General features: G+C 64.5%; 18 protein-coding genes. 7 read left to right on the top strand and 11 right to left on the bottom strand.

The genetic code is table 11. The features are described 5' to 3' along the window. The first annotated feature begins 7 nt into the window (after positions 1-7). Positions 8-1,120, top strand: coding sequence for an NAD(P)/FAD-dependent oxidoreductase (locus ACVWWD_RS08640; RefSeq protein ID WP_352546347.1), 1,113 nt, complete (start codon positions 8-10; stop codon positions 1,118-1,120). 33 nt (positions 1,121-1,153) lie between these two features. On the opposite strand, the gene ACVWWD_RS08635 is transcribed toward ACVWWD_RS08640, so the two are convergent. The 5 genes from ACVWWD_RS08635 to ACVWWD_RS08615 all read right to left on the bottom strand — a co-directional run bounded on the left by ACVWWD_RS08635 (position 1,154) and on the right by ACVWWD_RS08615 (position 10,941). Then, positions 1,154-2,680, bottom strand: coding sequence for a malonate--CoA ligase (locus ACVWWD_RS08635; RefSeq protein ID WP_457103021.1), 1,527 nt, complete (start codon positions 2,678-2,680; stop codon positions 1,154-1,156). Positions 2,681-2,835: 155 nt separating this feature from the next. Next, positions 2,836-3,573, bottom strand: a complete 738-nt coding sequence (locus ACVWWD_RS08630; protein WP_023772074.1) for a GntR family transcriptional regulator — start codon at positions 3,571-3,573, stop codon at positions 2,836-2,838. A 386-nt stretch (positions 3,574-3,959) separates the two neighbouring features. Then, complete coding sequence (rpe, locus tag ACVWWD_RS08625) at positions 3,960-4,637, bottom strand: ribulose-phosphate 3-epimerase (protein WP_023772073.1); 678 nt, start codon at positions 4,635-4,637, stop codon at positions 3,960-3,962. Between the two features lie 219 nt (positions 4,638-4,856). Further along, on the bottom strand, positions 4,857-8,717 hold the full coding sequence (locus ACVWWD_RS08620; protein ID WP_457103020.1) for a DUF7929 domain-containing protein: 3,861 nt from the start codon (positions 8,715-8,717) through the stop codon (positions 4,857-4,859). A 10-nt stretch (positions 8,718-8,727) separates the two neighbouring features. After that, positions 8,728-10,941 carry an NHL repeat-containing protein gene (locus ACVWWD_RS08615; RefSeq protein ID WP_352546344.1) on the bottom strand — a complete coding sequence of 738 codons (2,214 nt, stop codon included), beginning with the start codon at positions 10,939-10,941 and terminating at the stop codon, positions 8,728-8,730. 242 nt (positions 10,942-11,183) lie between these two features. On the opposite strand from ACVWWD_RS08615, the gene dnaK reads away from it, so the two are divergent. From dnaK to ACVWWD_RS08585, 6 genes are all read left to right on the top strand, one after another. Beyond that, positions 11,184-13,100 carry a molecular chaperone DnaK gene (gene dnaK, locus ACVWWD_RS08610; protein ID WP_352546343.1) on the top strand — a complete coding sequence of 639 codons (1,917 nt, stop codon included), beginning with the start codon at positions 11,184-11,186 and terminating at the stop codon, positions 13,098-13,100. Between the two features lie 223 nt (positions 13,101-13,323). Beyond that, positions 13,324-14,451, top strand: a complete 1,128-nt coding sequence (gene dnaJ, locus ACVWWD_RS08605) for a molecular chaperone DnaJ (RefSeq protein ID WP_015314665.1) — start codon at positions 13,324-13,326, stop codon at positions 14,449-14,451. A 104-nt stretch (positions 14,452-14,555) separates the two neighbouring features. Next, positions 14,556-15,161: a phospholipid N-methyltransferase PmtA gene (gene pmtA / locus ACVWWD_RS08600; RefSeq protein WP_352546342.1), complete on the top strand. Its 606-nt coding sequence runs from the start codon at positions 14,556-14,558 to the stop codon at positions 15,159-15,161. Between the two features lie 235 nt (positions 15,162-15,396). Continuing rightward, positions 15,397-15,993: an NADPH-dependent FMN reductase gene (locus ACVWWD_RS08595; protein ID WP_352546341.1), complete on the top strand. Its 597-nt coding sequence runs from the start codon at positions 15,397-15,399 to the stop codon at positions 15,991-15,993. An 11-nt stretch (positions 15,994-16,004) separates the two neighbouring features. After that, positions 16,005-16,703 (top strand): orotidine-5'-phosphate decarboxylase, encoded by a 699-nt coding sequence (pyrF, locus tag ACVWWD_RS08590; RefSeq protein WP_435053901.1) that lies wholly within the window; start codon positions 16,005-16,007, stop codon positions 16,701-16,703. A 26-nt stretch (positions 16,704-16,729) separates the two neighbouring features. Then, positions 16,730-17,017 (top strand): DUF1330 domain-containing protein, encoded by a 288-nt coding sequence (locus ACVWWD_RS08585; RefSeq protein WP_023772067.1) that lies wholly within the window; start codon positions 16,730-16,732, stop codon positions 17,015-17,017. Here ACVWWD_RS08585 and ACVWWD_RS08580 read toward each other — a convergent pair. The 6 genes from ACVWWD_RS08580 to ACVWWD_RS08555 all read right to left on the bottom strand — a co-directional run bounded on the left by ACVWWD_RS08580 (position 17,014) and on the right by ACVWWD_RS08555 (position 22,965). Next, positions 17,014-18,072, bottom strand: coding sequence for a D-alanine:D-lactate ligase-like protein (locus ACVWWD_RS08580; RefSeq protein WP_457103019.1), 1,059 nt, complete (start codon positions 18,070-18,072; stop codon positions 17,014-17,016). The two genes, ACVWWD_RS08585 and ACVWWD_RS08580, sit on opposite strands and share 4 nt — an antisense overlap. A gap of 136 nt (positions 18,073-18,208) precedes the next feature. Next, the gene (locus tag ACVWWD_RS08575; RefSeq protein ID WP_023772064.1) at positions 18,209-19,090 is read right to left on the bottom strand and encodes an SMP-30/gluconolactonase/LRE family protein; all 882 of its coding nucleotides are present in this window, start codon (positions 19,088-19,090) and stop codon (positions 18,209-18,211) included. Next, positions 19,090-19,728, bottom strand: a complete 639-nt coding sequence (locus ACVWWD_RS08570; protein WP_352546338.1) for a 2-dehydro-3-deoxy-6-phosphogalactonate aldolase — start codon at positions 19,726-19,728, stop codon at positions 19,090-19,092. The genes ACVWWD_RS08575 and ACVWWD_RS08570 overlap by 1 nt, the downstream gene beginning before the upstream one ends. Continuing rightward, complete coding sequence (locus tag ACVWWD_RS08565) at positions 19,725-20,684, bottom strand: 2-dehydro-3-deoxygalactonokinase (protein ID WP_352546337.1); 960 nt, start codon at positions 20,682-20,684, stop codon at positions 19,725-19,727. Before ACVWWD_RS08565 ends, ACVWWD_RS08570 begins: the two co-directional genes overlap by 4 nt. After that, positions 20,681-21,448 (bottom strand): SDR family NAD(P)-dependent oxidoreductase, encoded by a 768-nt coding sequence (locus ACVWWD_RS08560; protein WP_023772061.1) that lies wholly within the window; start codon positions 21,446-21,448, stop codon positions 20,681-20,683. The genes ACVWWD_RS08565 and ACVWWD_RS08560 overlap by 4 nt, the downstream gene beginning before the upstream one ends. 167 nt (positions 21,449-21,615) lie before the next feature. After that, a complete protein-coding gene (locus tag ACVWWD_RS08555; protein WP_015314675.1) occupies positions 21,616-22,965 on the bottom strand; it encodes a putative bifunctional diguanylate cyclase/phosphodiesterase in 1,350 nt (449 codons plus the stop codon). Positions 22,966-23,101 lie beyond the last annotated feature (136 nt).

The raw sequence follows: 23,101 nt of genomic DNA, 5'->3' as shown, positions 1-23,101 counted from the left end.
CGAGGCCATGCAGACAATCGATTGTGTCGTCGCCGGAGCAGGTGTCGTCGGGCTTGCCGTCGCCAGAGCGCTGGCCTTGTCGGGCCGCGAGGTGGTGGTGATCGAAAAGGCCGACGCGATCGGCACCGTCACCAGTTCACGCAATTCCGAAGTCATCCATGCCGGGCTCTATTATGCGCCCGGCAGCCTGAAGGCCCGGCTGTGCGTCGAAGGGCGCCGGCAGCTCTATGCATACTGCGCCGAACACACTATCGGCCATCGCCGCGCCGGCAAGCTGATCGTCGCCAGCGAACCCGGCCAGACGGACGGGCTGCGGGCGATCGAGGCCAATGCGAAGCGCTGTGGGGTGGACGATCTCGAGCTTTTGACACGCGCCGAGGCCGAAAGCCTGGAGCCGGCGCTGAGATGCGCCGGCGCGCTGCTGTCGCCATCGACGGGCATCATAGACAGCCACGCGCTGATGCTGTCGCTACGCAGTGACGCGGAAGCAGCAGGCGCGTCCTTCGCCTTCCTCACCTCCGTTGCCGGGGCGACGATCGAAGCCGATCGGATCCGGCTCGACACGCGAGACGCCAATGGCGAGACCTTCGCCGTGGAGGCCGGCACTTTCGTCAATGCAGCCGGCCTCGATGCGCAGGCCGTGGCCAGTCGGATCGAGGGTTTCCCATGGGATGTCATCCCCCGGCAGTGGCTGGCGCGCGGCAATTATTTCGCGCTTCCAGGGCGGTCACCCTTTTCGCGGCTGATCTATCCGGGTCCGGTCGAAGGGGGTCTTGGCGTCCATCTGACGCTCGATCTGGCCGGCAATGCGCGCTTTGGCCCCGACGTCGAATGGATCGACGGCGTGGATTACACGGTCGACCCCAGCCGAAGCGCCGTCTTCTACGAGGCGATCCGCCGCTATTGGCCCGATCTCGCGGATGGCGCGCTGCAGCCGGCCTATGCCGGCATCCGGCCGAAGCTCTCGGGACCCGGGCAGCCCGCGGCGGACTTCGTGATTCAGGGACCGGCCGATCATGGCGTGGGCCGGATCGTCAATCTGTTCGGCATCGAGAGCCCAGGCCTGACGGCGAGCCTGGCCATCGCAGACCATGTCGCCGAACTGTTGTACCCGACCTGAGCCAGCGTTCGCGGGCCGGAGCGCGATATCTGCTTAGCCGGCTTTGCTTGGGATGTAGAGATCCTTGTAGCTGTCGCGCAAAAGGTTCTTCTGCACCTTGCCCATCGTGTTGCGCGGCAGGTCGTCGACGAAGATCACCCGTTTGGGATGCTTGTACTTCGCCATGCGGCCGGTGATAGCGTCGAGAATCTCGGCCGCGCTGATCCGCGACGCGGGCGAGCGCACGACCACAGCGGTGACGCCTTCGCCGAAGTCCGGATGGGCAAGGCCGATGACGGCGCTTTCCAGGACGCCGTCGAGCGCGTCTATCTCGCTTTCGAGCTCCTTCGGATAGACGTTGTAGCCGCCTGAGATGATCAGGTCCTTGCCGCGACCGACAATGTGGACATAGCCGTCGGCGTCGATCATGCCGAGGTCGCCAGTGATGAAGAAGCCGTCGGCGCGGAATTCCGCCTTGGTCTTTTCCGGCATGCGCCAGTAGCCGCGGAACACGTTCGGGCCCTTGACCTCGATCATGCCCACCTCGCCCTGGGCAAGCGGCTTGCCGGAATCGGGATCGGCGATGCGCAGCGACACGCCGGGCAAGGGGAAGCCGACCGTTCCGGCGCGCCGCTCGCCCTCATAAGGATTAGAGGTGTTCATGTTGGTCTCGGTCATGCCGTAGCGCTCGAGGATGGCGTGGCCGGTACGGACTCGCCAGGCCTTGTGCGTTTCGGCCAGCAGCGGCGCGGAACCAGACACGAACAGCCGGATGTTTTTCGCCGCCTCGCGATCCAGCCCGTCCTGCTTCAGCAGCCTGGTATAGAAGGTCGGCACGCCCATCAGGGCGGTGGCGCGCGGCAGCAGCGAGACGATGCGGCCCGCGTCGAATTTCCGCTCGAACAGCATCGAGGCGCCGGCCATCAGGGTGACGTTGGTGGCGACGAACAGGCCGTGCGTGTGGAAAATCGGCAGAGCGTGGATCAGCACGTCATCCCTGGTGAACCGCCATTGCTCGACCAGCACCCGCGCGTTCGAGGCGAGATTCTCATGGCTGAGCATGGCGCCTTTCGAACGGCCGGTCGTTCCCGACGTGTAGAGGATCGCCGCAAGGTCGTCCGCGCCGCGCTCCACATCGTGGAACTCGGAAGACTGACGCGATGGCTGGTCCGCCAGGGATCCCTGGCCACCGCGGTCGAGCGTGACCACGACGGCACCGGACGGCTCGACCGTCCCACGGATGTCCGCCGATCGTTCCGGATCGCATACGATCACCCGAGGTGCCGCATCCCCAAAGAAATAGCCGAGCTCGGCCAGCGTATAGGCGGTGTTGAGCGGCAGGAAGACGGCGCCGGCGCGCACACAGGCGAGATAGAGCAAAACCATCTCCGGGCTCTTCTCGACCTGCACGGCAACCCGGTCGCCGGGCGCGACATCCATTTGCAGGAGCGCATGCGCAAGCTGCGCCGAGCGTGCCAGCATGTCGCCATAGGTGAGCGAGCGTCCATCATCGGTTTCCATCAACATATGCCCAGGCGCCGGCATCCGGGACCGGAACGCATCGAACAGATGATTGCTCATGACATCTTCCCAGGGTGATGCCGGCCGCGGTCTCGGCGGCACGCGACGAAGAGTTCGCGTTTCCCAGCCCTGCCGTCAAGGCCGCGACAGGCTGCCCTGCGTCCACCGAAAAGATTCGAGGGATGGGACGGCAGAGGGCGCCGACCAAACAGCCGTCAACGCTGGGCGCGCTGACCCGGACCAGCGGGTGCCTCGCCTTGCCTGAAGCGTTCCATGCACATGGCGGCGGTCAGCTGGTAGTGATCGATCAGGGCCTGGACGGCACCATCCGCATTTCCGTCCAGCGCATTTTCAGCAATCAACCGATGTTCGGCGAAATCGTCGCGCTGGATGCTCTCCCCGTCATTGGCCATTTGCCTGTAGCGGTAGGCGTGATCGGAAAGCTGGTCGCAGAAGCCAACCAGCCAGTGCGACCGGCACGCCGAGATCAGCACCCGATGGAAAGTGCGATGCACTTTCTCCCACTCCGGATTGAGCGACGAGCTACTTTGCGACGAAAGCCGTGAGGCCCGCCCCAGCCGATGCAGCGCCAGCACCAATTGTTCTTCCCATTCGGCGGTCCGGTGGGCAATGGATTCGCGCAGGGCCCGCTCCTCGAGCCAGCAGCGGGTGCGCGTCAGTTCCTCGAGTTCCGTCGCGCTGACCGGCATGATGAAAAAGCCACGCTGGTCATGGCGGCCAAGGAGACCTTCGGAGGCAAGGCGATTGAGGGCTTCACGAACCGGAGAGGCACCGGCGCCATACTTGGAAACGACCCACTCGACGCGCAGCTTGCTTTCGGTTTCAAGAGCGCCGCCGAGAAGATCATCACGCAATTGATGATAGACCGTGCTGGCAAGTGTGCTCTTGGCTCCGGTCCCGTCGTCGCTCAGATTGGCAGCTCCGTACGTCAAAAGCGACTCCTTGTCCCCTTACTGTCGTCTTGGGCAATTCGAGTCCGAATTCTCTCTCCGTACGTGTACCATACAGCGCTACGCTTCCGGCACTCAAGCAGAAGATCGCGCTATTGTACTTTAGGACAATGAAATATACGCAATGCGCGGAGCCGATCGCGAGAATTCGAATATTTCTACAACCAGCAGAAGTTTAACGTGTTTTGTATGCACGCAGGATCATCTGTTTCTTGTGCTCCCATGCGAGCATCTTTTCTGTCGCGCGCAAAGACAGCAGGCGACTGCCCGAATCAGATCGCCGCGCAGCCTGATTCGGATATGCGGCAGACCATGCCCTTCCAACGACGCCGATCCGTGGCAATTGGTCCCGGAATGACCGCGCTGTGTTAGCCGGCGGCCTTGTCGGCCGCCGCTCTGATCGCTTCGATATTGGCGCGGTAAGCCTCGACACTGCCACCCCTGAAGATGGCAGCACCGGCCACCAGCACGTCGGCGCCGGCAGCGGTGACCAAGGGAGCGGTTTCCGGCGAGACGCCTCCGTCGATCTCGATGCGGATCGGCCGGTCACCGATCAGCGCCTTGATCCTTCTCACCTTGTCGACCATTGCCGGGATGAAGGCCTGCCCGCCGAAACCCGGATTGACGGTCATGATCAGGATCAGGTCGAGCCGGTCGAGCACATATTCGATCGCCGTTTCCGGCGTTGCCGGATTGAGCGAGACGCCCGCCCTCTTGCCGAGGTTCCTGATTGTCTGCAACGAGCGGTCGAGATGCGGCCCGGCCTCGGCATGCACCGTCATGCCGTCGCAGCCGGCTTCGGCGAAGGCGGCGAGGTAGGGGTCGGCTGGCGCGATCATCAGGTGACAGTCGAAAAAGGCCTTGGTGCGATTGCGGATCGCCTTGATGACAGGCGGGCCGAAGGTGATGTTTGGCACGAAATGCCCATCCATCACGTCGAGATGGATCCAGTCGGCACCGGCCGCCGCCACCGCTTCGACCTCGTCACCGAGCTTCGAGAAATCCGATGCCAGCACCGACGGTGCGATCAAGGTTTTTTTGCTCATCTCGCGGCCTTTCCGGGCGCCCTTTTGCTACGATCGCTGCGTACCGACTGCCTAAAGCGCTCCCGGGGACTTGTCGAGGGCGCCAGTACAGCGGTTCCACAGGCAGGGTAACGTCGCGGCGTTCCCGATCCTGTCGCCGCCAACCTTCGCCTGCCTGGATCATGAAGAAAAACCCGCCGGATTGCTCCAGCGGGTTTTCGTTTGGTGTCGCGCGGGTGCTTACTGCTGCTGGAGCTTCAGCACCCTGTTTGGCACCGGGTCTTGCTGCTGGTCGATCGCCTGCCTGCGCCGCGGCAGCAATTGCAGCAACTGCCCCGGATCGATTTCCAGCGATGGCTGCCCGCGCATCGGCCGGCAGTTCGGATAGCGCCCGACCATGCCTTCCGGACAGTGCCGCCTGAAGATCGGCTGGCACTGGCCGTTGACCATCTGCGAACCCGGCGCGCATTCGCTCTCTTGCCTGGGCTTGCGGCACGCGCCGTCGATCACCTCGGTCCCGCGCGGGCAGAGGCATTCGCCGCGCTTGTTGCGGACCTGGCCGCGTATGTCGCACTGCTCCAACTGCGGCTGCTTGCGCCGACAGGCATTGCCTTGCACCTCGGTACCCTTCGGGCAAACGCAATTGCCATCTGAGTCATGGACCTGGCCTCGGATGGTGCACTGGTCAGGCTTCGGCCTGATCGGCCGGCAGGCCCGGTCTCGCACCTCGGTGCCTTGCGGGCAGTCGCAGTCCCCGTCCGCATTGTGGACCTGGCCACGGATGGTGCACTGCTCGGGCTTCGGCCCGACAGGACGGCAGGCGCCATTGCGCAGCTCGGTGCCTTGCGGGCAGACGCAATCGCCATCGGCATTGCGGAACTGGCCAGGGATGCGGCACTGCTGAGGCTTTGGCCGGATCTGGCGGCAGGCCCGGTCTCGCACCTCGGTGCCTTGCGGGCAGACACAGTCCCCGTCCGCATTGTGGACCTGACCACGGATGGTGCACTGCTCGGGCTTGTCGGTCCCGACGCATTTTCCGTTCTCCAGCTCCGTGCCGCGCGGGCAGACGCAACGTCCGTCCTCGGTGCGGATCTGGCCTTCGAGCAGCACGCAGCGCGGCGGTGGAGGTGTCGGCAGAACATTGGTGCCGCCGCCGGTGCACTGGCCGTTGCGGAAGGTGGTGCCTTCCGGGCAGACGCATCTGCCGGCGTCGTTCATGACAAAGCCCGGCGAGCACTGGTTCTTCACCTCATGCGTGATGATGAAGGGATGGCAGGCATAGGCCTTACCGCGATCCCCCTGCACATTGGTCGCGTCGTTGGACAGCACGTCGCCGCCGTTCTGCACCCGTGTCTCGGGAGAGAGCACGCCAACGCAGTTCCGGCCGTTGACATTACCCTGCAAGTTGGCAAGACGCCCATCGTCAGGGATGACCACTGTCACACGGTACGAGCGGCTTTCGCCGGCGCCGAGCGTCAGGTTGGCGATGCAGGAGGCCGGCAAGGTCGTCGGTTCCGGCGAACAGCCGAAGGGCGGCTCGATCGAAGTGATCGCGACGCCTTCCAGCCGGCCAAGCCCATCGACGCCGATCGCATCGCCGATGCGGACCGGGCCCGAGAAGGGGCTCGTCCCGTCATTGGTCATGGTGATGTCGAACGAGCAGGGCTGGCTCAGCCTGCATTCGCGGTCGCCTGTCTTCTCGACACGGATGGTCGAGGAGCCGCCGCCCTTGGCGCAGGCTTGGCCGATGGGGTAGACGACGTCGTCGCCCTGCGCCGGCCCATAGGAGCCGCGCGCGCAGTTCTCGAATTCGCCATTGGCCCAAACCGTCACGTCGAAATGCCTTGAGGTCCCAGGCGTCATGACGGCGCCTGGTATCTGGCACGACAACGCATTGGCCGGAACCGGTCCGCATGCCCATTCCGCGCCGTCAGGGGTCACGGTCTGGATCTGGACAGGCGCGCCGCCCGAAACCAGCGTGGCGGCATCGTCGACCCGCACCGGACCGGTGGGGGCAGCCGTGCCGACATTGGCGACGGTGATGCGGCAGGACACCAGCGCCGCGCCGGCCAGCGAACCGTTGCACGCCTTGGTGATGCGCAAGGTCGGCTGGCCGCTGTTGGGATGGCGGATGCGTTCCTTGGCGCAGGCCTTGTTGTTGGTGAGATCGACCTCACCGGGGATGGCCTTCACCTCGGCGCAGTTCTCGACCGTGTCGGACCGGTAGCCGGCCGCCATGACCGCCTTGACGAAGATCGGCGTCGAAGCGCCCGCGGGCAGCGAGATGCCGGCATTGTCGCAGCGGAACTGGCCGGGGCCGTTAGGGCCGCATGTCCAGGGCGGGCTCGGCCCGAAGGTCGAGAATGCCGGCGCGCCGCCGGGGTAGTTGTCGATCACCGTCAGCGGCCCGTTATAGGTCGATGTGCCGTTGTTGATGATGTCGATGATGAAGGTGCAGACGCCATCGGCGGTGCAGACTTCGGTGCGGGCACGCTTCTTAAGGATCAGGTCGACCTTCTTCTCGACTGGCGGCTGGCAATCCGGATTGCGGTCGCCGCGGCGGCAGATCGGGATCGAGGCGCAGCCCCGGTCATTGGCCTGGCTGCCGAACAGCGGCTTGCCGCTGGCGCCGTAATTGTAGGTGGCGCAGTTGCGCAGCACGCTGCCTTGCCAGCCTCCGGCCGGCTTGAAGCCGAGCTTGAGGTCTACAAAGGCTCCCGGAGCGAGCGTGGTCACCGGGTAGGTGCACGTCATCGGGGTGGTTCCCGGCGCGCAGACCCAGGGCGGATTGGGCCCTGAACTCAGCGTCGAGCCGGCCGGCAGCGTCACCTCGTCGAGCACGATCTTACCGTTGTAAGGCGCTGTGCCGACATTGGTGACGCGGATGGTGAAGTCGCAGCCGCCGCCCATCGTGCAGCGTGTGACGTCGGCATGCTTTTCAACCTTGAGGTCCGGTTCCTTATCCCTGGGCGGGCACCTCTGGTCACGCGGAATGACGATGTCGATGGTTTGCGTGCAGCACAGGCCCCAGCCCTCCTTCGGTCCGGCATAGGTCTCGATGCCGGTGACGATGAGGTGGATGACGTCGCCGGGTGACGCGCCGACGATCTTCCAGTTGAGCACGCCGCCACCCGCCGGCACCTTCTGAGTGTCGGGGACGATGCTGATGCCTGATGAGGTCGTCGACACCTGCACCCATTTGCCGCTCATTTCGGGGCCGACAGGCATGTGATAGATGAAGGCACCACCGCCGGGCACGCAGTCAACCGTGCCGCGTTCGACCTTGAAACACCCGTGGTCGGTTGGAGGCGGGGGTTGCTTGTCGCATTTGGTGAGGTCGATCCGGATCGAGGTCTTTTCCCCGGTCGCGATGTTGCCGTCGTCCGGCTTGCCCGGATCGTGCGACAGGATGATGGTGCCCGTGCCGGTGCCGCCGGTGACCTTGATCATGCCCTGGTTGTCGACGTTGACCGGCGCTGGAAACGCGCCGTGGTCGATCTTGGCGGTGATGCGGAACGTGATGACGCGTTCGTTCAGTGCGCCCGAACCATCGAGATCGCTGGCGGAAATCCGGAAATCGGAAACCGTTGCCGTGTCGTTGGGGCCGGCCGAAGCGCTTACGACAGCGCCCGGCAAGGCCCCACCCGATGCATCGGTGCCGTCGCCGGAGACGGTCACATTGACGATCGAAAGACCGTGCGGAAGCTGGTCCTTGAAGTCGAGCCGGGCTTTCTTCAGCGCGGCCTCGAGGGCCGGATTGGCAAAGCCTTGCGGATTGCCGCGCAGTCCGAAGGTCAAGGTATAGAAGACATAGTCGCAACTGCGCTGGCCCCCGGTCTTGGTGAAGAACGGCACGACACGTCCGGGTTCCGGGTTGATGATGCGCGGATTGTCGAACTGCAGCGGCTGCACATCCTGGCTGGTGAGAGCCTGGACGGTCTGGGCGGCGGATGCCGGCAGCGCGGGCGCAAGGGCGACCGCGATCCCGGCCGCCATCAGCCGGCGCGCGCCGCGCCTGGCGAGTGACAGGGGTTTCATGATCGTCTCCATGACGGTTTTGGGAGATTTGGCCGCGAGCGGGGATGGGGCAAGACTGTTCATCTTTGCCTCCTCAACGTTCGCAGCTGACGGCTGGGGTTCGGAGCGGCAAGGTCATCTTGCAGCAAGGGTAGTAGCCACCCTTGTCCTTGTCGGACTTCCTGTAGAAGCAAAGTCCAACATCCACTCTGTCGCCCGGATAGTGGCCGGTGATGTCGATCGTGTAGGGCTTGCCCGGTGCATGCGACATAGGTGAGGTCACCGCGACGCCTGGCGTCCTGGATTGGGCCCTGATCGAATCGCCGCCGAAGCCGGCATGGTCATGGAGATAGAGATCGGCCTCGAGACCGCGCGGCGTGCAGTAATACTGCACGTCCTCCACATCGAGACACGGAGGCAGATTGCCGGGCGGTGGGAAATCCGGCGGGTAGAAGGGGGGCTCATAACCGCCCGGTATTTCCTCATAATAGCCGGCCCGGCCCTCGCAGGGATGCCAGACGGCGACGTCGCCGACATGGCCTTCCACTTCGGGATCCTCGAAATAGCCGTCGAAATCGACGAACCAGGAGCCGAAGGGCGGCACGTTGTCCGGCTTGACCAGCTCCTTGGGCGTGATCTGCACGCCATGCACGGCAAGCGGCCCGCCCACGGCGAGCTTTTCGGCGAACTCGGGGTTGTCGCGCAATTTGTCGCCTGTGTTGACCAAGGTCTGGGTGCAGACCGAGGTGTCGAGATTGCCGTCGGCATCGTAGCCATATTGCAGATCGAGGCCGCCGGCCGACTGCCTGTTGCCTTGCGGGAAGCCGACCGCATATTCCTGCGGCGCTTCCACCCAGACCGATTCCGTCGAGGGATCGTCGGGATTTTCCCTGAAGTAGCGGATGACCTCGCCTTTGCCGGAATCGGCGAAGCGGCTGTAATCATAGCGGTTTTCGATCGGGCCGCGCTGGGCGAGATACAGGAAGCCGCTGTTGTCGAAAGCGATGTCGTTGACGGCGTAGTCCTTGTCGGCCTTCACAGTCAGTTCCCAGCGGGGATCGCCGGCGAAGGTGCCGTCGCGAGCAATGCCCACCGACCAGATTTCCGACTTTTCGCCGACCGAATAATAGAGCCGGCCGCCATGATAGGAGACGGCCCAGACCCGGCGCTCGTCCTGGGTGTAGCCCCAGCTGTCGGGGTCCTCGGAGTCGAAGGCCGCGCCCTGTACGTCCATCACCGCGCCGTCGTCGGCGACCGGGGCCAGCCCATGCGCCGGCCGGCCGGCGACGCCATGGTCGAACGTGTCGACCAGTCTGCCGTCGGCGTCGATGCGATGGATCAGGCCGGTGTCGAGATCGGAGGCAAAGAACTGGCGGTGGGCGGGATCGAAGGTGATATTGCCGATGCCGGGTCCGCTGTTGGTGTCGATGTCGGCGAATTTGGCGACCTGGCCGGTGATGCCGTCGACCTTCCATATGGTGCCCGGTCCGCCGCCGTTTTCGGTGCCGAATTGGCCCTCCATGAAGGTGGCGCCCGCCGTGCCGCGGCGCTGCCGCTCCGGCCTGCCGTCCCTGTCTGCGTCCGGCGTGACGATCTCAATGCCATGCAGCGAGGTAGCGGCCGCATAGAGGTTGGGAACGCCAGACGGCACACCGTCGCGCACGGCGTCATCATAGGTGAGGCCGAACACCTCACCGATCTGGCCTGCTGTCACCTCGAAGGGCGGCGGCGTGAAGACGAGCTGGCCCGAAGCCGGACCACCCAGGTGTGAAACGTCGAAGACGCGCAAGGTGGCGCGCGAGATGTCGATGAAGGTTTCGTCGACCGGATCGACGCCGGGCGGCAGCCCCTCGTCGAAATTGGGGATGATGGTGCCGGGAAAGCCGGTGACCGCCATCGAGCCGGGATAGATGATCTGGGTTTCCTGCGCTTGGGCGGCGGCGCTCAGCCACAGGTTGGCGGCAAGCGCCAGAGCCAGCAGGCCACCGGCCTGCAAGGCACCGCGCAAGCGGTTGTCGAACTCAAAAAAAAGCACGAACGCGCCGCGGATGCGAGACATGACACTACCCCCGTAGTCCAGGGGAGAGACGTCCGGACTTGCCGCGCAAATCAGGGCAAGGCGCGGTGGTCCGGCTCGTTCTTCCCTGATCGAATTGTCTGCTTTCCTCGCAGTGACGATACGCCTGCTCCTGCGCAGGGTCAACGGAATCAGCGGGAAGCCCAGCGCATCGACCCCGTCCCGAAGGCGGTGGTCGCGCCGAGCTCCTGTTGGTCCCGGAGACCATGGAGTCTCTGGGTTGCTGGTCATGGGGGGCTTCCTTTCCGGGGCCGCGCCATGCGGCACCTGGACATCAGTCGCGGGCCGGCGCGGAAAGGTTCATGGAAGCGTTGCGCAGAATGCTTGCGCGCGATGCCGCCTGTTCTTATATACGCGCCAAGCCGTGCGGCGCCGGAGAACCGGTGGGTGGACGGTATTTCTTGTGAACAGGGGCTTTCGTCGGAACGCCTTACCCGGGTCCTGAGAGCCTGCTTAGCGGAGAGACTAGAAAAATGGCAAAAGTAATCGGTATCGATCTCGGCACCACCAACTCGTGCATCGCCATCATGGATGGCAAGGAGCCGAAGGTAATCGAGAATGCGGAAGGCGCGCGCACGACGCCTTCCATCGTCGCCATCTCGGGCGACGGCGAACGCCTCGTCGGCCAGCCGGCCAAGCGCCAGGCGGTCACCAATCCTGAAAACACCATCTTCGCGGTCAAGCGCCTGATCGGCCGCCGCTATGACGATCCGGTGACGGAGAAGGACAAGAAGCTTGTCCCCTACAAGATCGTCAAGGGCGACAATGGCGATGCCTGGGTCGAGGCCGGCGGCAAGAAGCAGTCGCCCTCGCAGATCTCGGCCATGATCCTGCAGAAGATGAAGGAAACGGCGGAAGCCTATCTGGGCGAGAAGGTCGAGAAGGCGGTCATCACCGTTCCGGCCTATTTCAACGACGCCCAGCGCCAGGCCACCAAGGACGCCGGCAAGATCGCCGGCCTGGAAGTGCTGCGCATCATCAACGAGCCGACCGCGGCAGCGCTTGCCTATGGCCTCGACAAGAAGGAAGGCAAAACCATTGCCGTCTATGATCTTGGCGGCGGCACCTTCGACATTTCGGTACTCGAAATCGGCGACGGCGTGTTCGAGGTGAAGTCGACCAATGGCGACACGTTCCTCGGCGGCGAGGACTTCGACATGCGCCTGGTCGAGTATCTGGCGGCCGAGTTCAAGAAGGAACAGGGCATCGACCTGAAGAATGACAAGCTCGCCCTGCAGCGCCTCAAGGAGGCGGCTGAAAAGGCCAAGATCGAGCTGTCGTCGACCACACAGACCGAAATCAACTTGCCCTTCATCACCGCCGACGCGACCGGACCGAAGCACCTGACGCTGAAGCTGACGCGCGCCAAGTTCGAAAGCCTGGTCGAAGACCTCGTCCAGCGCACCATCGAGCCGTGCAAGGCGGCGCTCAAGGATGCCGGCCTGAAGGCTGGCGAGATCGACGAAGTGGTCCTGGTCGGCGGCATGACCCGCATGCCCAAGATCCAGGAGATCGTGAAGCAGTTCTTCGGCAAGGAGCCGCACAAGGGCGTCAACCCGGATGAGGTCGTGGCACTCGGTGCCGCCATCCAGGCCGGCGTGCTGCAGGGCGACGTCAAGGACGTGCTGTTGCTCGACGTGACGCCGCTGTCGCTCGGCATCGAAACGCTGGGCGGCGTGTTCACCCGGCTGATCGAGCGCAACACGACGATCCCGACCAAGAAGAGCCAGGTGTTCTCGACGGCCGAAGACAGTCAGTCCGCCGTGACCATCCGTGTCTTCCAGGGCGAGCGTGAAATGGCCGCCGACAACAAGGCGCTCGGCCAGTTCGACCTGGTCGGCATTGCGCCGGCGCCGCGCGGCGTGCCGCAGATCGAGGTCACGTTCGACATCGACGCCAACGGCATCGTCAACGTCTCGGCCAAGGACAAGGGCACCGGCAAGGAGCATCAGATCCGCATCCAGGCGTCGGGTGGACTTTCCGACGCCGACATCGAGAAGATGGTCAAGGATGCCGAGGCCAACGCCGATACCGACAAGAAGCGTCGCGCCGTGGTCGAGGCCCGCAATCAGGCCGAAGCCCTGGTGCATTCGTCCGAGAAGTCGCTGAAGGAATATGGCGACAAGGTCTCGGAGGCCGAGCGCACGGCGATTTCGGACGCGATCGCAGCGCTGAAGACCGCTGCCGAGGGCGACGATCCGGCCGACATCGAGGCCAAGAGCCAGGTGCTTGCCGAAGCTTCCATGAAACTTGGCCAGGCCATGTACGAGGCCTCTCAGAAGGAAGCGGCGGAAGCCGACGCCAAGGCGGATGCCGCCAAGGACTCTGACGTCGTCGACGCCGATTTCGAGGAAATCAACGAAGACGACGACAAGAAGAAGTCGGCCTGAGCGGCCTGACGGCAGGATAATGCGAAGAGCCCGGCGCAAGGCCGGGCTTTTTTGCAACCCTTGCTGAAATAGTGGCGCGCACTTCAGAAAAAATCACTGAAAACCACGGACAAGTTCGCGCCGGCCCTAGCATACGGGCAGCACCGCTCCTAAATCGAAACAACGTGCCGGCAAACGACGCAACATTGCATCAAGACGTTGAACATCCGGACTGCGGGAAAAAATGAAAGCTGATTTCTACGAAACGCTGGGCGTGCAAAAGGGCGCCGACGAGAAGGAGCTCAAGAGCGCTTTTCGCAAGCTCGCCATGCAGTTCCATCCCGACCGCAACCCCGGCGATCATTCCTGCGAGCACAAGTTCAAGGAAATCAACGAAGCCTACGAGACGCTGAAGGACCCGCAGAAGCGCGCGGCCTATGACCGTTTCGGCCATGCCGCCTTCGAGCAGGGTGGGATGAATGGCGCGCAGGGCTTTGGCGCCGGCGGCTTCGCCGACATCTTCGAGGACATTTTCGGCGACATGATGGGCGGCCGCCAGCGCCGCTCTTCCGGTGGCCGCGAGCGCGGCGCCGACCTGCGCTACAACATGGAAATCTCGCTGGAGGAAGCCTTCGCGGGGAAGACCGCGCAAATCCGCGTGCCGGCTTCGATCTCCTGCACGGAATGCTCCGGCAGCGGCGCCAAGCCGGGCACCCAGCCGGTCACCTGCTCGATGTGCAACGGCCACGGCAAGGTGCGCGCCACGCAAGGGTTTTTCTCGATCGAGCGGACCTGCCCGCAATGCCAGGGCCGTGGCCAGACAATCAAGGATCCCTGCCCGAAATGCGCTGGCCAGGGCCGTGTCACCGAGGAGCGTTCGCTGTCGGTCAACATCCCGGCCGGCATCGAGGACGGTACCCGTATCCGCTTGGCCAACGAGGGTGAGGCCGGACTGCGCGGCGGGCCATCGGGCGACCTCTATATCTTTCTGGCGGTCAAGCCGCACGAATTCTTCCAGCGCGACGGCGCCGATCTTTATTGCAAGGTGCCGATCTCGATGACCACCGCTGCCCTTGGCGGCTCCTTCGAGGTGACGACGCTCGACGGCACGCAGACCAAGGTGAAGGTGACCGAAGGTACGCAGAACGGACGCCAGTTCAGGCTCAAGGGCAAGGGCATGCCGGTGCTGCGCCAGCCCAATGTCGGCGACCTCTACATCCAGACCGCGGTCGAGACGCCGCAGAACCTGTCGCGTCGCCAGCGCGAATTGCTGGAAGAGTTCGAACAGCTCTCCTCGCAGGACAATTCCCCCCAATCGAGCGGTTTTTTCGCCCGCATGAAGGACTTTTTCGAGTCTTTCGGCGAGCGTTGAGACGCGACGAAAACTATCTTATCCACGCCATAGGCAAGGCCGCGCCTTGCCTTGCGTCATCCAGGTGTTAAGTAGCTTCAAGGGGCGCGCTGAGGAGAGCTTGCATGGCACGTGGTCACGGACTGCGGAAGGCGTTTGCCGAGAAGTTCGACGACGAACTCAAATTCTTCAAGGGCTGGATCGACAAGCCGAAGACGGTCGGCTCGATCGTTCCGACCAGTTCGATCACCGCGCGCAAGATGGCCTCGATCGTCAATCCCAAGTCCGGCCTGCCGGTGCTCGAGGTCGGCCCCGGCACCGGTGTCATCACCCGCGCCATCCTCGCCCAGGGCGTGCGGCCCGAAAACCTCTACGCGGTCGAATATTCCACCGATTTCGTGCGCCACCTGCGCCAGATCTACCCCGGCGTCAACGTCATCGAGGGCGATGCCTTCAACCTCGACGCCACGCTTGGCGAGAGGAGCGGGATGATCTTCGACAGCGTCGTTTCCGGCGTGCCGCTGCTCAATTTCCCGGTCGCCCAGCGCATCGCCTATATCGAGAGCCTGCTCGACCGCATTCCGGTCGGACGGCCGATCGTGCAACTGACCTATGGTCCGATGTCGCCGATCCCGGCCGGCCGCGGCAACTACACGGTGAAGCATTTCGACTTCATCTTCCGCAACATCCCGCCGACGCAGCTGTGGATCTACCGGCGCGAGGCACATTAGGATACGTCGAGATTCAGGTGAGGCCGGCCTGCAAATGGCTGATACCTGCGCTTCCGGTGCTCACGTACGAAAGTACGCTCCGCTCCGGTTCTCGGCATCTGCCATTTTCGACTCGCCCTGACCTGAATTTTCGACGCACCCATCAGGCGTTTACGCCAGGTCGTTTTCAATTTTCGCGCTGGCGCGTTGATTCGCGCGGCCTCCGGCTGTACCTGTCCGGGAACAAGGGTGGCCCATGGCAGTGATCCCGAAAATCCTCGTCTTCGCCGGCTCGGTGCGCAGCGGCGCCTATAGCGGCAGGACCGCCGACGTGGCGCAGAAGGAACTTGCGGTGCAAGGTGCCGAGGTGACCCGTATTTCGCTTGCCGATTACCCATTGCCGATCCTCGACGAGGACTTGGAAAAGGAAAACGGCGTTCCTGAAAACGCCCAGAGGCTGGCGCGGCTGATTGCCGCCCATGACGGGCTGCTGATCGCGACACCCGAATATAACGGTTCGATTCCGCCGCTGCTCAAGAACACGATCGACTGGGTGAGCCGGGTGCGCCGGGATGGCGGCCGGTCGGTCAGGCCGCTTGCCGGCAAGATCGCCGGCCTCTGCTCGTCCTCCAACGGGCACCTCGCCGGCATCCGCTGCATCAACCATTTGCGTGCCGTGCTGGTGCGCTGCCAAATGGAAGTGGTGACACCGGAATGCTCGGTGCCGGAGGGTGGCGACGCCTTCGACGGGGACGGCCATTTCCGTGACGAAAGACTGCACAAATCGATGGAGCACCTATGCCGCACGCTGATCGAAACCTCGCGCATGCTGTCGATCCGGGTCGAGGCGTGACTGCCGCAACCATGCAGCCTCATTCCATGCAGGAGCGATTGATCGTCGGCCTCGACGTGCCGACCGTGAAGGAGGCCGAGCAGGCGGTGCGCGAGCTCGACGGCGTCGTCTCCTTCTACAAGATCGGCTATCAGCTGGCTTTTGCCGGCGGCCTCGACTTCGCCAGGGAGCTGGCCAGCGGTGGGACGAAAATCTTCCTCGACATGAAGCTGCTCGACATCGACCACACGGTGGCCAAAGGCGTCGAGAACATCGTCAGGATGGGCATGACCATGCTGACCATCCACGCCTATCCCAAGGCGATGCAGGCGGCGGTGGAGGCCGCGCGCGGCAGCGAGCTTTGCCTGCTCGCCGTCAGCGTGCTGACCTCGATGGACGAGCAGGACATGATCGATGCCGGCTATGAATATGACCCACACACGCTGGTGCTGAGGCGGTCCGAACAGGCGCTGCATGCCGGCATGGGCGGCATCGTCTGCTCGGCCGCGGAAGCCGAAGCGGTGCGCCGCATCGTCGGCCCGGACATGGCGGTGGTGACGCCCGGCATCCGGCCGGCGGGGAGCGACCATGGCGACCAGAAGCGGGTGGTGACCCCGGCGCAAGCCATTCGCAACGGCGCCAGCCATCTTGTCGTCGCCCGCCCGATCGTCGCGGCCAGCAACCGGCGCGCCGCGGCGGAGGCGATACTCGAAGAAATGCGATCGGCCTGACGAGCCGGCACGGAAGGAGAAAAAGAATGCCCAAGGGATACTGGATCGCCCGCGTCGATGTGCGTGACGCGGAAGGCTACAAGGACTACGTCGCGGCGGCAAAACCAGCTTTCGAGCGCTTCGGCGCGAAATTCCTGGCCCGTGGCGGCGAGCATGAGAAGGCCGAGGGCCCAGGGCGGGAGCGCAATGTGCTTATCGAGTTCGAATCGCTGGCCGCCGCGCATGACTGCTACCACTCGCCGGAATACCAACGCGCCGTCGCCATCCGCCAGAAGGTCGCCGACGGCGAGATCGTCTTGGTCGAGGGTATCTAGCGCGAAAGCCTGTTCGCCGCGGTTTCAGCCATCGCGTCGGCCAGGCTCAGCCCCCATTGCGAGGCGCAATAAGCGCGAAAATCGAAGCAGGGCAGGCCGGGACAGACCTCGAACTCGATCAGATGAACCGTGTCGTCGGCCTCGACGCGCAGGTCGACGGAAAACACGTCGCGCAGGCCGAGCCCGGTGATCAGCCTTTGCGCGATGCGGCGGATTGCGGCATCAGCGCCCGGCTGACTTTCGCCAACCGGGAGCAGTACCGGCTCGGCATATTGGCCCGCCGCCCTTGCCGCTTCGCCGGTCCCGCCATAGAGCGCCAAACTGTCTTCCATGGTCTGGAAATCACCTCCCGACTCTACAAAGGCGACGCCGAGCGCTTCGACGCCGGTATCCCGCATCAGCCCAAGGAAGCTGGCGCGGACGTTGCGGCCGGCGACATAGGGCTGGACGACGACATCGTCGTGATAGGCGGCGAAAACACGCCGGCTAAGCTCCAGGGCGTGATCGAGATCGGTTACGCGCGAATCCGGCCAGATGCCGATCTTGGCGCCGAGCCGGTTGGGCTTGACGAACCAGCCGGCGGCGGAAGCGGGCGCCTCGACCAGCCATTTGCCATCCCGGGCAAGACCGGCCCGCGGCACCGGCAGGCCGAGCGCGCCAAGCACGGCGCCGGAGCGGAACTTGTCCTGGCAGAGCGCGAACAGCGAATCGTCGGCGCCGATGGTGTTGAACCCGCTCAGTCTTGCCAAAGCGGGGGCCGCGCCGCCACGGAAATAGGCGACGCCGTCGGTCAGCGTCCAGACCAGCGCGCTTCGCGGATCCTCACCGTCGAGCACCTTGGCGGCATCGTCGAGCACCACCGGCGCAAAGGACAGGCCGCGCGCCTCGCAGGCGGCGGCCAGCGCATCGAATTCGAGAGCGAGATCGGTTGACTGCGCCAGATAGGACGAGATTTCGGCGGCACGCTGCGATGCATGACCGTCGGCGAGCAAGCGGTCGAAACACACCTTTTCGGGTTCGTGGACAAGGATGAGTTTCGGCTTGTGCATTGGCATGATGTGGCAGGTTCCCGACAGTGCGATGACCTACCATCGCACGGCCCGCGCAATCGGCTTTCGCGAAATCGACGCGCGCCGGACGCCTGCGTGACAGCGCCGGGATTGAGAACCGTGGCCCCGTGGCCCCGCAAAGTCAGGCGATCAGGACGCGCGGTTCCAGGCGGCCATTGACAGGAATATCGATCAGGAAGGTCATGCCGCCCTGCAGGTCGAGCAGACGCTGCTTTTCATTCTTGCCCGACCAGGCCGAGGTCACGGCCAGCCGATCGGCATTCCTGCCGACGAAGGCCGGACAGGATGGCTGCGTCACCGGCATGGCGACCGTGCGGACGAGCTTGCCGTCCGGCCCATAGGCCTCGAGGACGCTGCCACCCCAGACGGCGTTCCACAGGATGCCGTCGCGGTCGAGCACCGAACCGTCGATATAGCCCTTGGCTGAGCGGTGATCGACGAAGATCTTCGGCTCGCCGACGGGCAGGCCGGTCGCGGGATCGCAGGCAACGCGCATCAGCAATCCGGTCGAGGTGTCGGTGTAGTGGGCAAGCGCGCCGTCGGATGAAAAGCAGATCGAGTTGGACACGGTAATATCCGAAAACAGGCGGCGCAGTTCGCCTTTGAAAAACCAGTAAATCGAGCCCGCGCCCTTCTCCTCGCCCTTGCCCATGGTACCGACCCACAAGGCACCGCAGGGATGGACGCGGGAATCGTTGGAACGGGTGACCGGGTTGTCGGCCTCGATGGCGGTGTGCAGCGTCATTGCGCCGGTGGCGACGTCGCGGACAAAAAGCCCGGTTTCGGTGGCGATCAGCTGTCGCTTGTCATCGATGATGGCGATCGCGCTTGCCATCTGGCCAAGCTCGTGGATTTTCAGCGCACCGCCCGCCAAGGGCTTTTCCATGAGCTGGCTGTTGACAATGTCGAACCAGAACAGCGCATCCGTGCCGGGATCGTAACTTGGCCCTTCGCCGAGCTGACAGACATGATCGGAAAAGACGGCAACGATCGGTTCACTCATCATGCTTCTCCGAATACCTCATCCCAGGCAGTGACGGCTGCGTAGGCGCGCGCCGCCACATCATCGACGCTCATGCCTGGCTTGAACAGGCTGGAGCCAAGCCCGAAGACCGTCACGCCAACCGCCTTGTACCCGGCAAAGTCCTTTTCCGAAACACCACCGACCGCGCCGACCAGCGTCTGCGCCGGCAGCACCGCCCGGATCGCGGAAATGCCCGATGCGCCGAGCACGCTGGCCGGAAAGAATTTCAGCGCCGAGGCGCCGAGCCGGATCGCCTGGAAGGCTTCGGTCGGGGTGAACACGCCAGGCATGGTGACCATGCCGTAACGCGCGGCGCGGCCCATCACCTCGGCATCGATGTTGGGGCTGACCAGCAGTCGTCCGCCGGCCGCGTGAAGACTGTCGACGTCGGCCGCCGTCAGCACCGTGCCGGCGCCGACCAAAGCTGTCTTCGGCAGCACTTGAACAAGCCTGGCGATCGACGAAAACGGCTGGGGCGAATTGAGCGGCACCTCGATGGCCTCGATGCCGGCATCGAACAATGCCTGGCCGATGGCGATCGCCTCGCTTGCCTTGAGGCCGCGCAGGATGGCGACCAGGCCGCGCTTGAGTTTTGGAAAGGTTGCGGTCTCGGTCATATGGCGGCTCCACTTCTGGTAATCATGCCATTCTCCCGCGCGGCCTCGATGAGACCGGCGCGTACAGCCTCGTCCGCGTCGACTGTCCGCACACCAAGCCCGGCAAGGCCGAGGGCGGCCTGGTAGAGCCCGGCCAGCGCGCCCGAGGCAATCAGCACGACCGATGTCGCGCCGGCGCCATGCCGGCGCCGGGCAGAAGCGATCTCGCCGCCGATCAGCAAGCCGGACAGGCAGGCGGCCGCATCATCGGCCTCGAGGTCCTGGAGCAGGCCGGCGGCGCGGATGGCAAACAGCCGAGAGGTGACGTCGCCGCCATCGCCTAGCGCTGTTTCGCACCAGCGGCGGAAGAACGGATTGTCTGGAGCAACCGGGCCCGGATGTTCACCCAGCGAGTGGCGCAGGATCGAGTGCGCGGCAAGCACGGAAAACAGCTCGCCCGTCGGCCAGGTGCCGAAGCCGGCGACGGCGCCGTCCTCCACCAGAACCCATTTCGAATGCGTGCCGGGCATGCAGACCGATTCGCGGCCCTTGGCCGGCAGGCCGGCGCCTGCAAGCTGCGTCTCCTCGCCGCGCATGACATCGGGCGCGTCGGCCAGACGCTGGGCGAGGCCGGGCATAATGCGGATGTCGCGCTTCTGCCCGGGCACCCTAGCGGCGCCGCCGAGAATGGCGCCGAGCGGCGACGGCACGCCGACATAGGGTGCCTCCAGCCAACCCTGGCGCGAGCCGGCCATGCCGCAGATGATGACGGGCAATTCCTCCGGCGCGCCCATCGCTGCCAGATGGCCCTCCAGAACGTTGGCGAAGCCTTTTTCGCGCGCGGTGATCAGGCCATCGTCGCCGCGACGCTCCGCAAGCACCTTGCCGACGCCGTCGATCAGCCAGGCCCGAAGGCGGGTCGTGCCCCAATCGAGCGCCGCGACTGCCGGCACGCTGCTGGCAAACTCCGGGCTCACAGGAAACCTCCATCGACGACCAGCATCTGCGCGGTCAGCATGCGCGAGGCATCCGAGGCCAGGAACAGGACCGTGCCGATCATATCGTCCGGCCGCATGACGTCCCTGATGCACTGCTTGGCGACATGGGCGGCAAGCGCCTGTTCGGTGACCCAGCGCTGTTGCTGCCGCTCGGTGATCACCCAGCCGGGCGCGACGGCGTTGACGCGGATGCGGTCGGGGCCAAGCTTGCCGGCCAGACCCTTGGTGAGGCCGAGTATGCCCGCCTTGGCGGCGGTATAGGCCGGCATGTCGGGATGGTTGATCAGATAGGAGGTCGAGGTAAAATTGATGATCGAGCCGCCGCCGGCACGCTTCATGCCTGGTGCCACGGCCTGCGCGGTGAAGAAATGCGGCCGCAGGTTGATGGCAAGGTTGTTGTCCCAGAACTCGACGGTGACATCCTCGACGGCATGACGTTCGTCCCAGGCGGCGTTGTTGACCAGCACCGTGGGGTCGCCATGCGCCTCGGCTGCCTTCACGGCCGACGCCCGCAAAGCCTCGACGTCGCGCAGATCGGTCTTGAGATAGAGCGGACGATGGCCGACCTCCTTCTCGATGCGATCGGCAAGCGCCGTGCTGGGCGCATCGGCGATGTCGATGAAGGCGACCTTGGCGCCCTGGCGCATGAACCCTTCGGTCAGCGCCGCACCGATGCCGGAGCCGCCGCCGGTGATCAGCACCGAAGCGCCTTCGAGGTCGGCAAAATACGCCGATGGCATCATGATTTTTCGTCTCCGGGTCAACCGGCGCGCATCCTAGCCAGACACGTCCGGCGGGCAAGGGCGAAAAGACTGATTTCCGGGCTTATGTCTGACAAAAAGGCGATCGCGCCCGCGCTTGACCCGCCAGGAGGCATCGCCGCATGGCGGGCAGCGCCGAAACCTGCCGCTCAGATCGCCTTGGCGCGCAAGGCGCCACGGAAGGAATCCCGGAGATAGCCCAATGTGGCGTCGGCATCGGCCGGCTTGCCGAACAGATAGCCCTGCCCGCCGGCGCAACCGAACTGGACCAGCCGGTCGGCCTGCGCTTCCTCTTCGATGCCTTCTGCGACGACGTCCATGCCAAGCCCTTCGCACATGGCGAGAATGGCGCGGATGATGTGTTCGGACGGCCGGTCATCGAGAATGGAGGAGACGAAGGCGCGGTCGATCTTGAGCTTGTCGAAATGGAACTCGCGCAGGCGGCCGAGCGAGGACTGGCCGGTGCCGAAATCGTCGAGCGAGACACGTATGCCGACGCGGCGCAGATCCTCGACGATCTGCGCGGCCGAGGCCGGGTCGTTCATCAGGCCGGTCTCGGTGATCTCGATCTCCAGCCGGCGCGGATCGAAGCCGGTGCGGTCGAGGATCGCCAATATGTGCAGGCCGGTATTCTGGTCGACGAGCTGCGAAGGCGACAGGTTGAAGGACAGGAACAGGTCTTTCGGCCAGCTCCTGGCGGCCTCGGTGGCCTTGCGCAGCACGAGCTGCGACAGCGGGCCGATGATGCCGCGCTCCTCGGCGATGGGGATGAAGACGGTCGGCGGCACCGCGCCGAGGTCGCGGTCTGTCCAGCGCGCCAGCGTCTCGAAGCCGATCGTGCGGCGCGTGGTGAGATCGACGATCGGCTGGAAATGCGGCTCCACCTCGCCGGCCGAGACGGCGCGGCGCAGCGCCTGCTCGATGCGGGTGACGCGCTTGGCGGCTTCCTCCATCTCGCGGGTATAGACGACGACGCGGCCGCGGCCGGAGCGCTTGGCATGGTAAAGCGCCGTTTCGGCCTTGTTGATGAGGATCTCGGTAGTCTCGTCGCCGGAATAGAACAATGAGCATCCGACCGAGGCCGAGAGCCTGGCGGTGCGCTCGCCGACATCGTAGGGCGCCGACAGGATCTCGATCAGCATACGGGATTTTTCCGCCGCCGCCTCCTCCGAGAACACCAGCGGGTAGAGGAAGGCGAATTCGTCGGCGCCGATGCGGCAGACCGTCGAATGGCCGTCCATCGAGGCGCGCAGCCGCATCGCCACCTGGATCAGGATGTCGTCGCCGGCCTTGTGGCCGAACAGGTCGTTGATCGGCTTGAAGCCGTCGAGGTCGAGAATGCCGACCGTGAAGGGCGCGGGATCGTCGGAACGGTCGCTGATCAGGCGATCGACCTTGTCGAAGAAGCGGCGATGATTGCCAAGCCCGGTCAACGGATCGGTGAACGCCAGATCCGTGCTTTCCCTGTTTGCCTGACCGGTGCCAAACGGAGTTTGCATCGGTGTCCCTGTTCGTCCCTGCTTTTGTCGTCGGAATTTATTTCCAGACTGGCAGCAAACCCTTTAGGAAACGTATCCCACTGACCGATTTTCGTGGCCGGAGCACGATCCCGAAAAATGGGGTCCGGCTTTCGCC

This window comes from Mesorhizobium sp. URHB0026, assembly GCF_054059755.1.
This window is presented reverse-complemented; position numbering and strand designations above follow the sequence as displayed.

What these genes read in the sequence shown, in the direction of transcription:
- ACVWWD_RS08585 (WP_023772067.1), top strand. Translation starts at nt 16,730, where the DNA reads ATGCCCAAGGGATACTGGATCGCCCGCGTCGATGTGCGTGACGCGGAA.
- ACVWWD_RS08580 (WP_457103019.1), bottom strand. Translation starts at nt 18,072, where the DNA reads ATGCCAATGCACAAGCCGAAACTCATCCTTGTCCACGAACCCGAAAAG.
- rpe (WP_023772073.1), bottom strand. Translation starts at nt 4,637, where the DNA reads ATGAGCAAAAAAACCTTGATCGCACCGTCGGTGCTGGCATCGGATTTC.
- ACVWWD_RS08570 (WP_352546338.1), bottom strand. Translation starts at nt 19,728, where the DNA reads ATGACCGAGACCGCAACCTTTCCAAAACTCAAGCGCGGCCTGGTCGCC.
- ACVWWD_RS08615 (WP_352546344.1), bottom strand. Translation starts at nt 10,941, where the DNA reads ATGACCAGCAACCCAGAGACTCCATGGTCTCCGGGACCAACAGGAGCT.
- pmtA (WP_352546342.1), top strand. Translation starts at nt 14,556, where the DNA reads ATGGCACGTGGTCACGGACTGCGGAAGGCGTTTGCCGAGAAGTTCGAC.
- dnaJ (WP_015314665.1), top strand. Translation starts at nt 13,324, where the DNA reads ATGAAAGCTGATTTCTACGAAACGCTGGGCGTGCAAAAGGGCGCCGAC.
- ACVWWD_RS08635 (WP_457103021.1), bottom strand. Translation starts at nt 2,680, where the DNA reads ATGAGCAATCATCTGTTCGATGCGTTCCGGTCCCGGATGCCGGCGCCT.
- pyrF (WP_435053901.1), top strand. Translation starts at nt 16,005, where the DNA reads ATGCAGCCTCATTCCATGCAGGAGCGATTGATCGTCGGCCTCGACGTG.
- dnaK (WP_352546343.1), top strand. Translation starts at nt 11,184, where the DNA reads ATGGCAAAAGTAATCGGTATCGATCTCGGCACCACCAACTCGTGCATC.
- ACVWWD_RS08560 (WP_023772061.1), bottom strand. Translation starts at nt 21,448, where the DNA reads ATGATGCCATCGGCGTATTTTGCCGACCTCGAAGGCGCTTCGGTGCTG.
- ACVWWD_RS08595 (WP_352546341.1), top strand. Translation starts at nt 15,397, where the DNA reads ATGGCAGTGATCCCGAAAATCCTCGTCTTCGCCGGCTCGGTGCGCAGC.
- ACVWWD_RS08575 (WP_023772064.1), bottom strand. Translation starts at nt 19,090, where the DNA reads ATGAGTGAACCGATCGTTGCCGTCTTTTCCGATCATGTCTGTCAGCTC.
- ACVWWD_RS08640 (WP_352546347.1), top strand. Translation starts at nt 8, where the DNA reads ATGCAGACAATCGATTGTGTCGTCGCCGGAGCAGGTGTCGTCGGGCTT.
- ACVWWD_RS08620 (WP_457103020.1), bottom strand. Translation starts at nt 8,717, where the DNA reads ATGAACAGTCTTGCCCCATCCCCGCTCGCGGCCAAATCTCCCAAAACC.
- ACVWWD_RS08555 (WP_015314675.1), bottom strand. Translation starts at nt 22,965, where the DNA reads ATGCAAACTCCGTTTGGCACCGGTCAGGCAAACAGGGAAAGCACGGAT.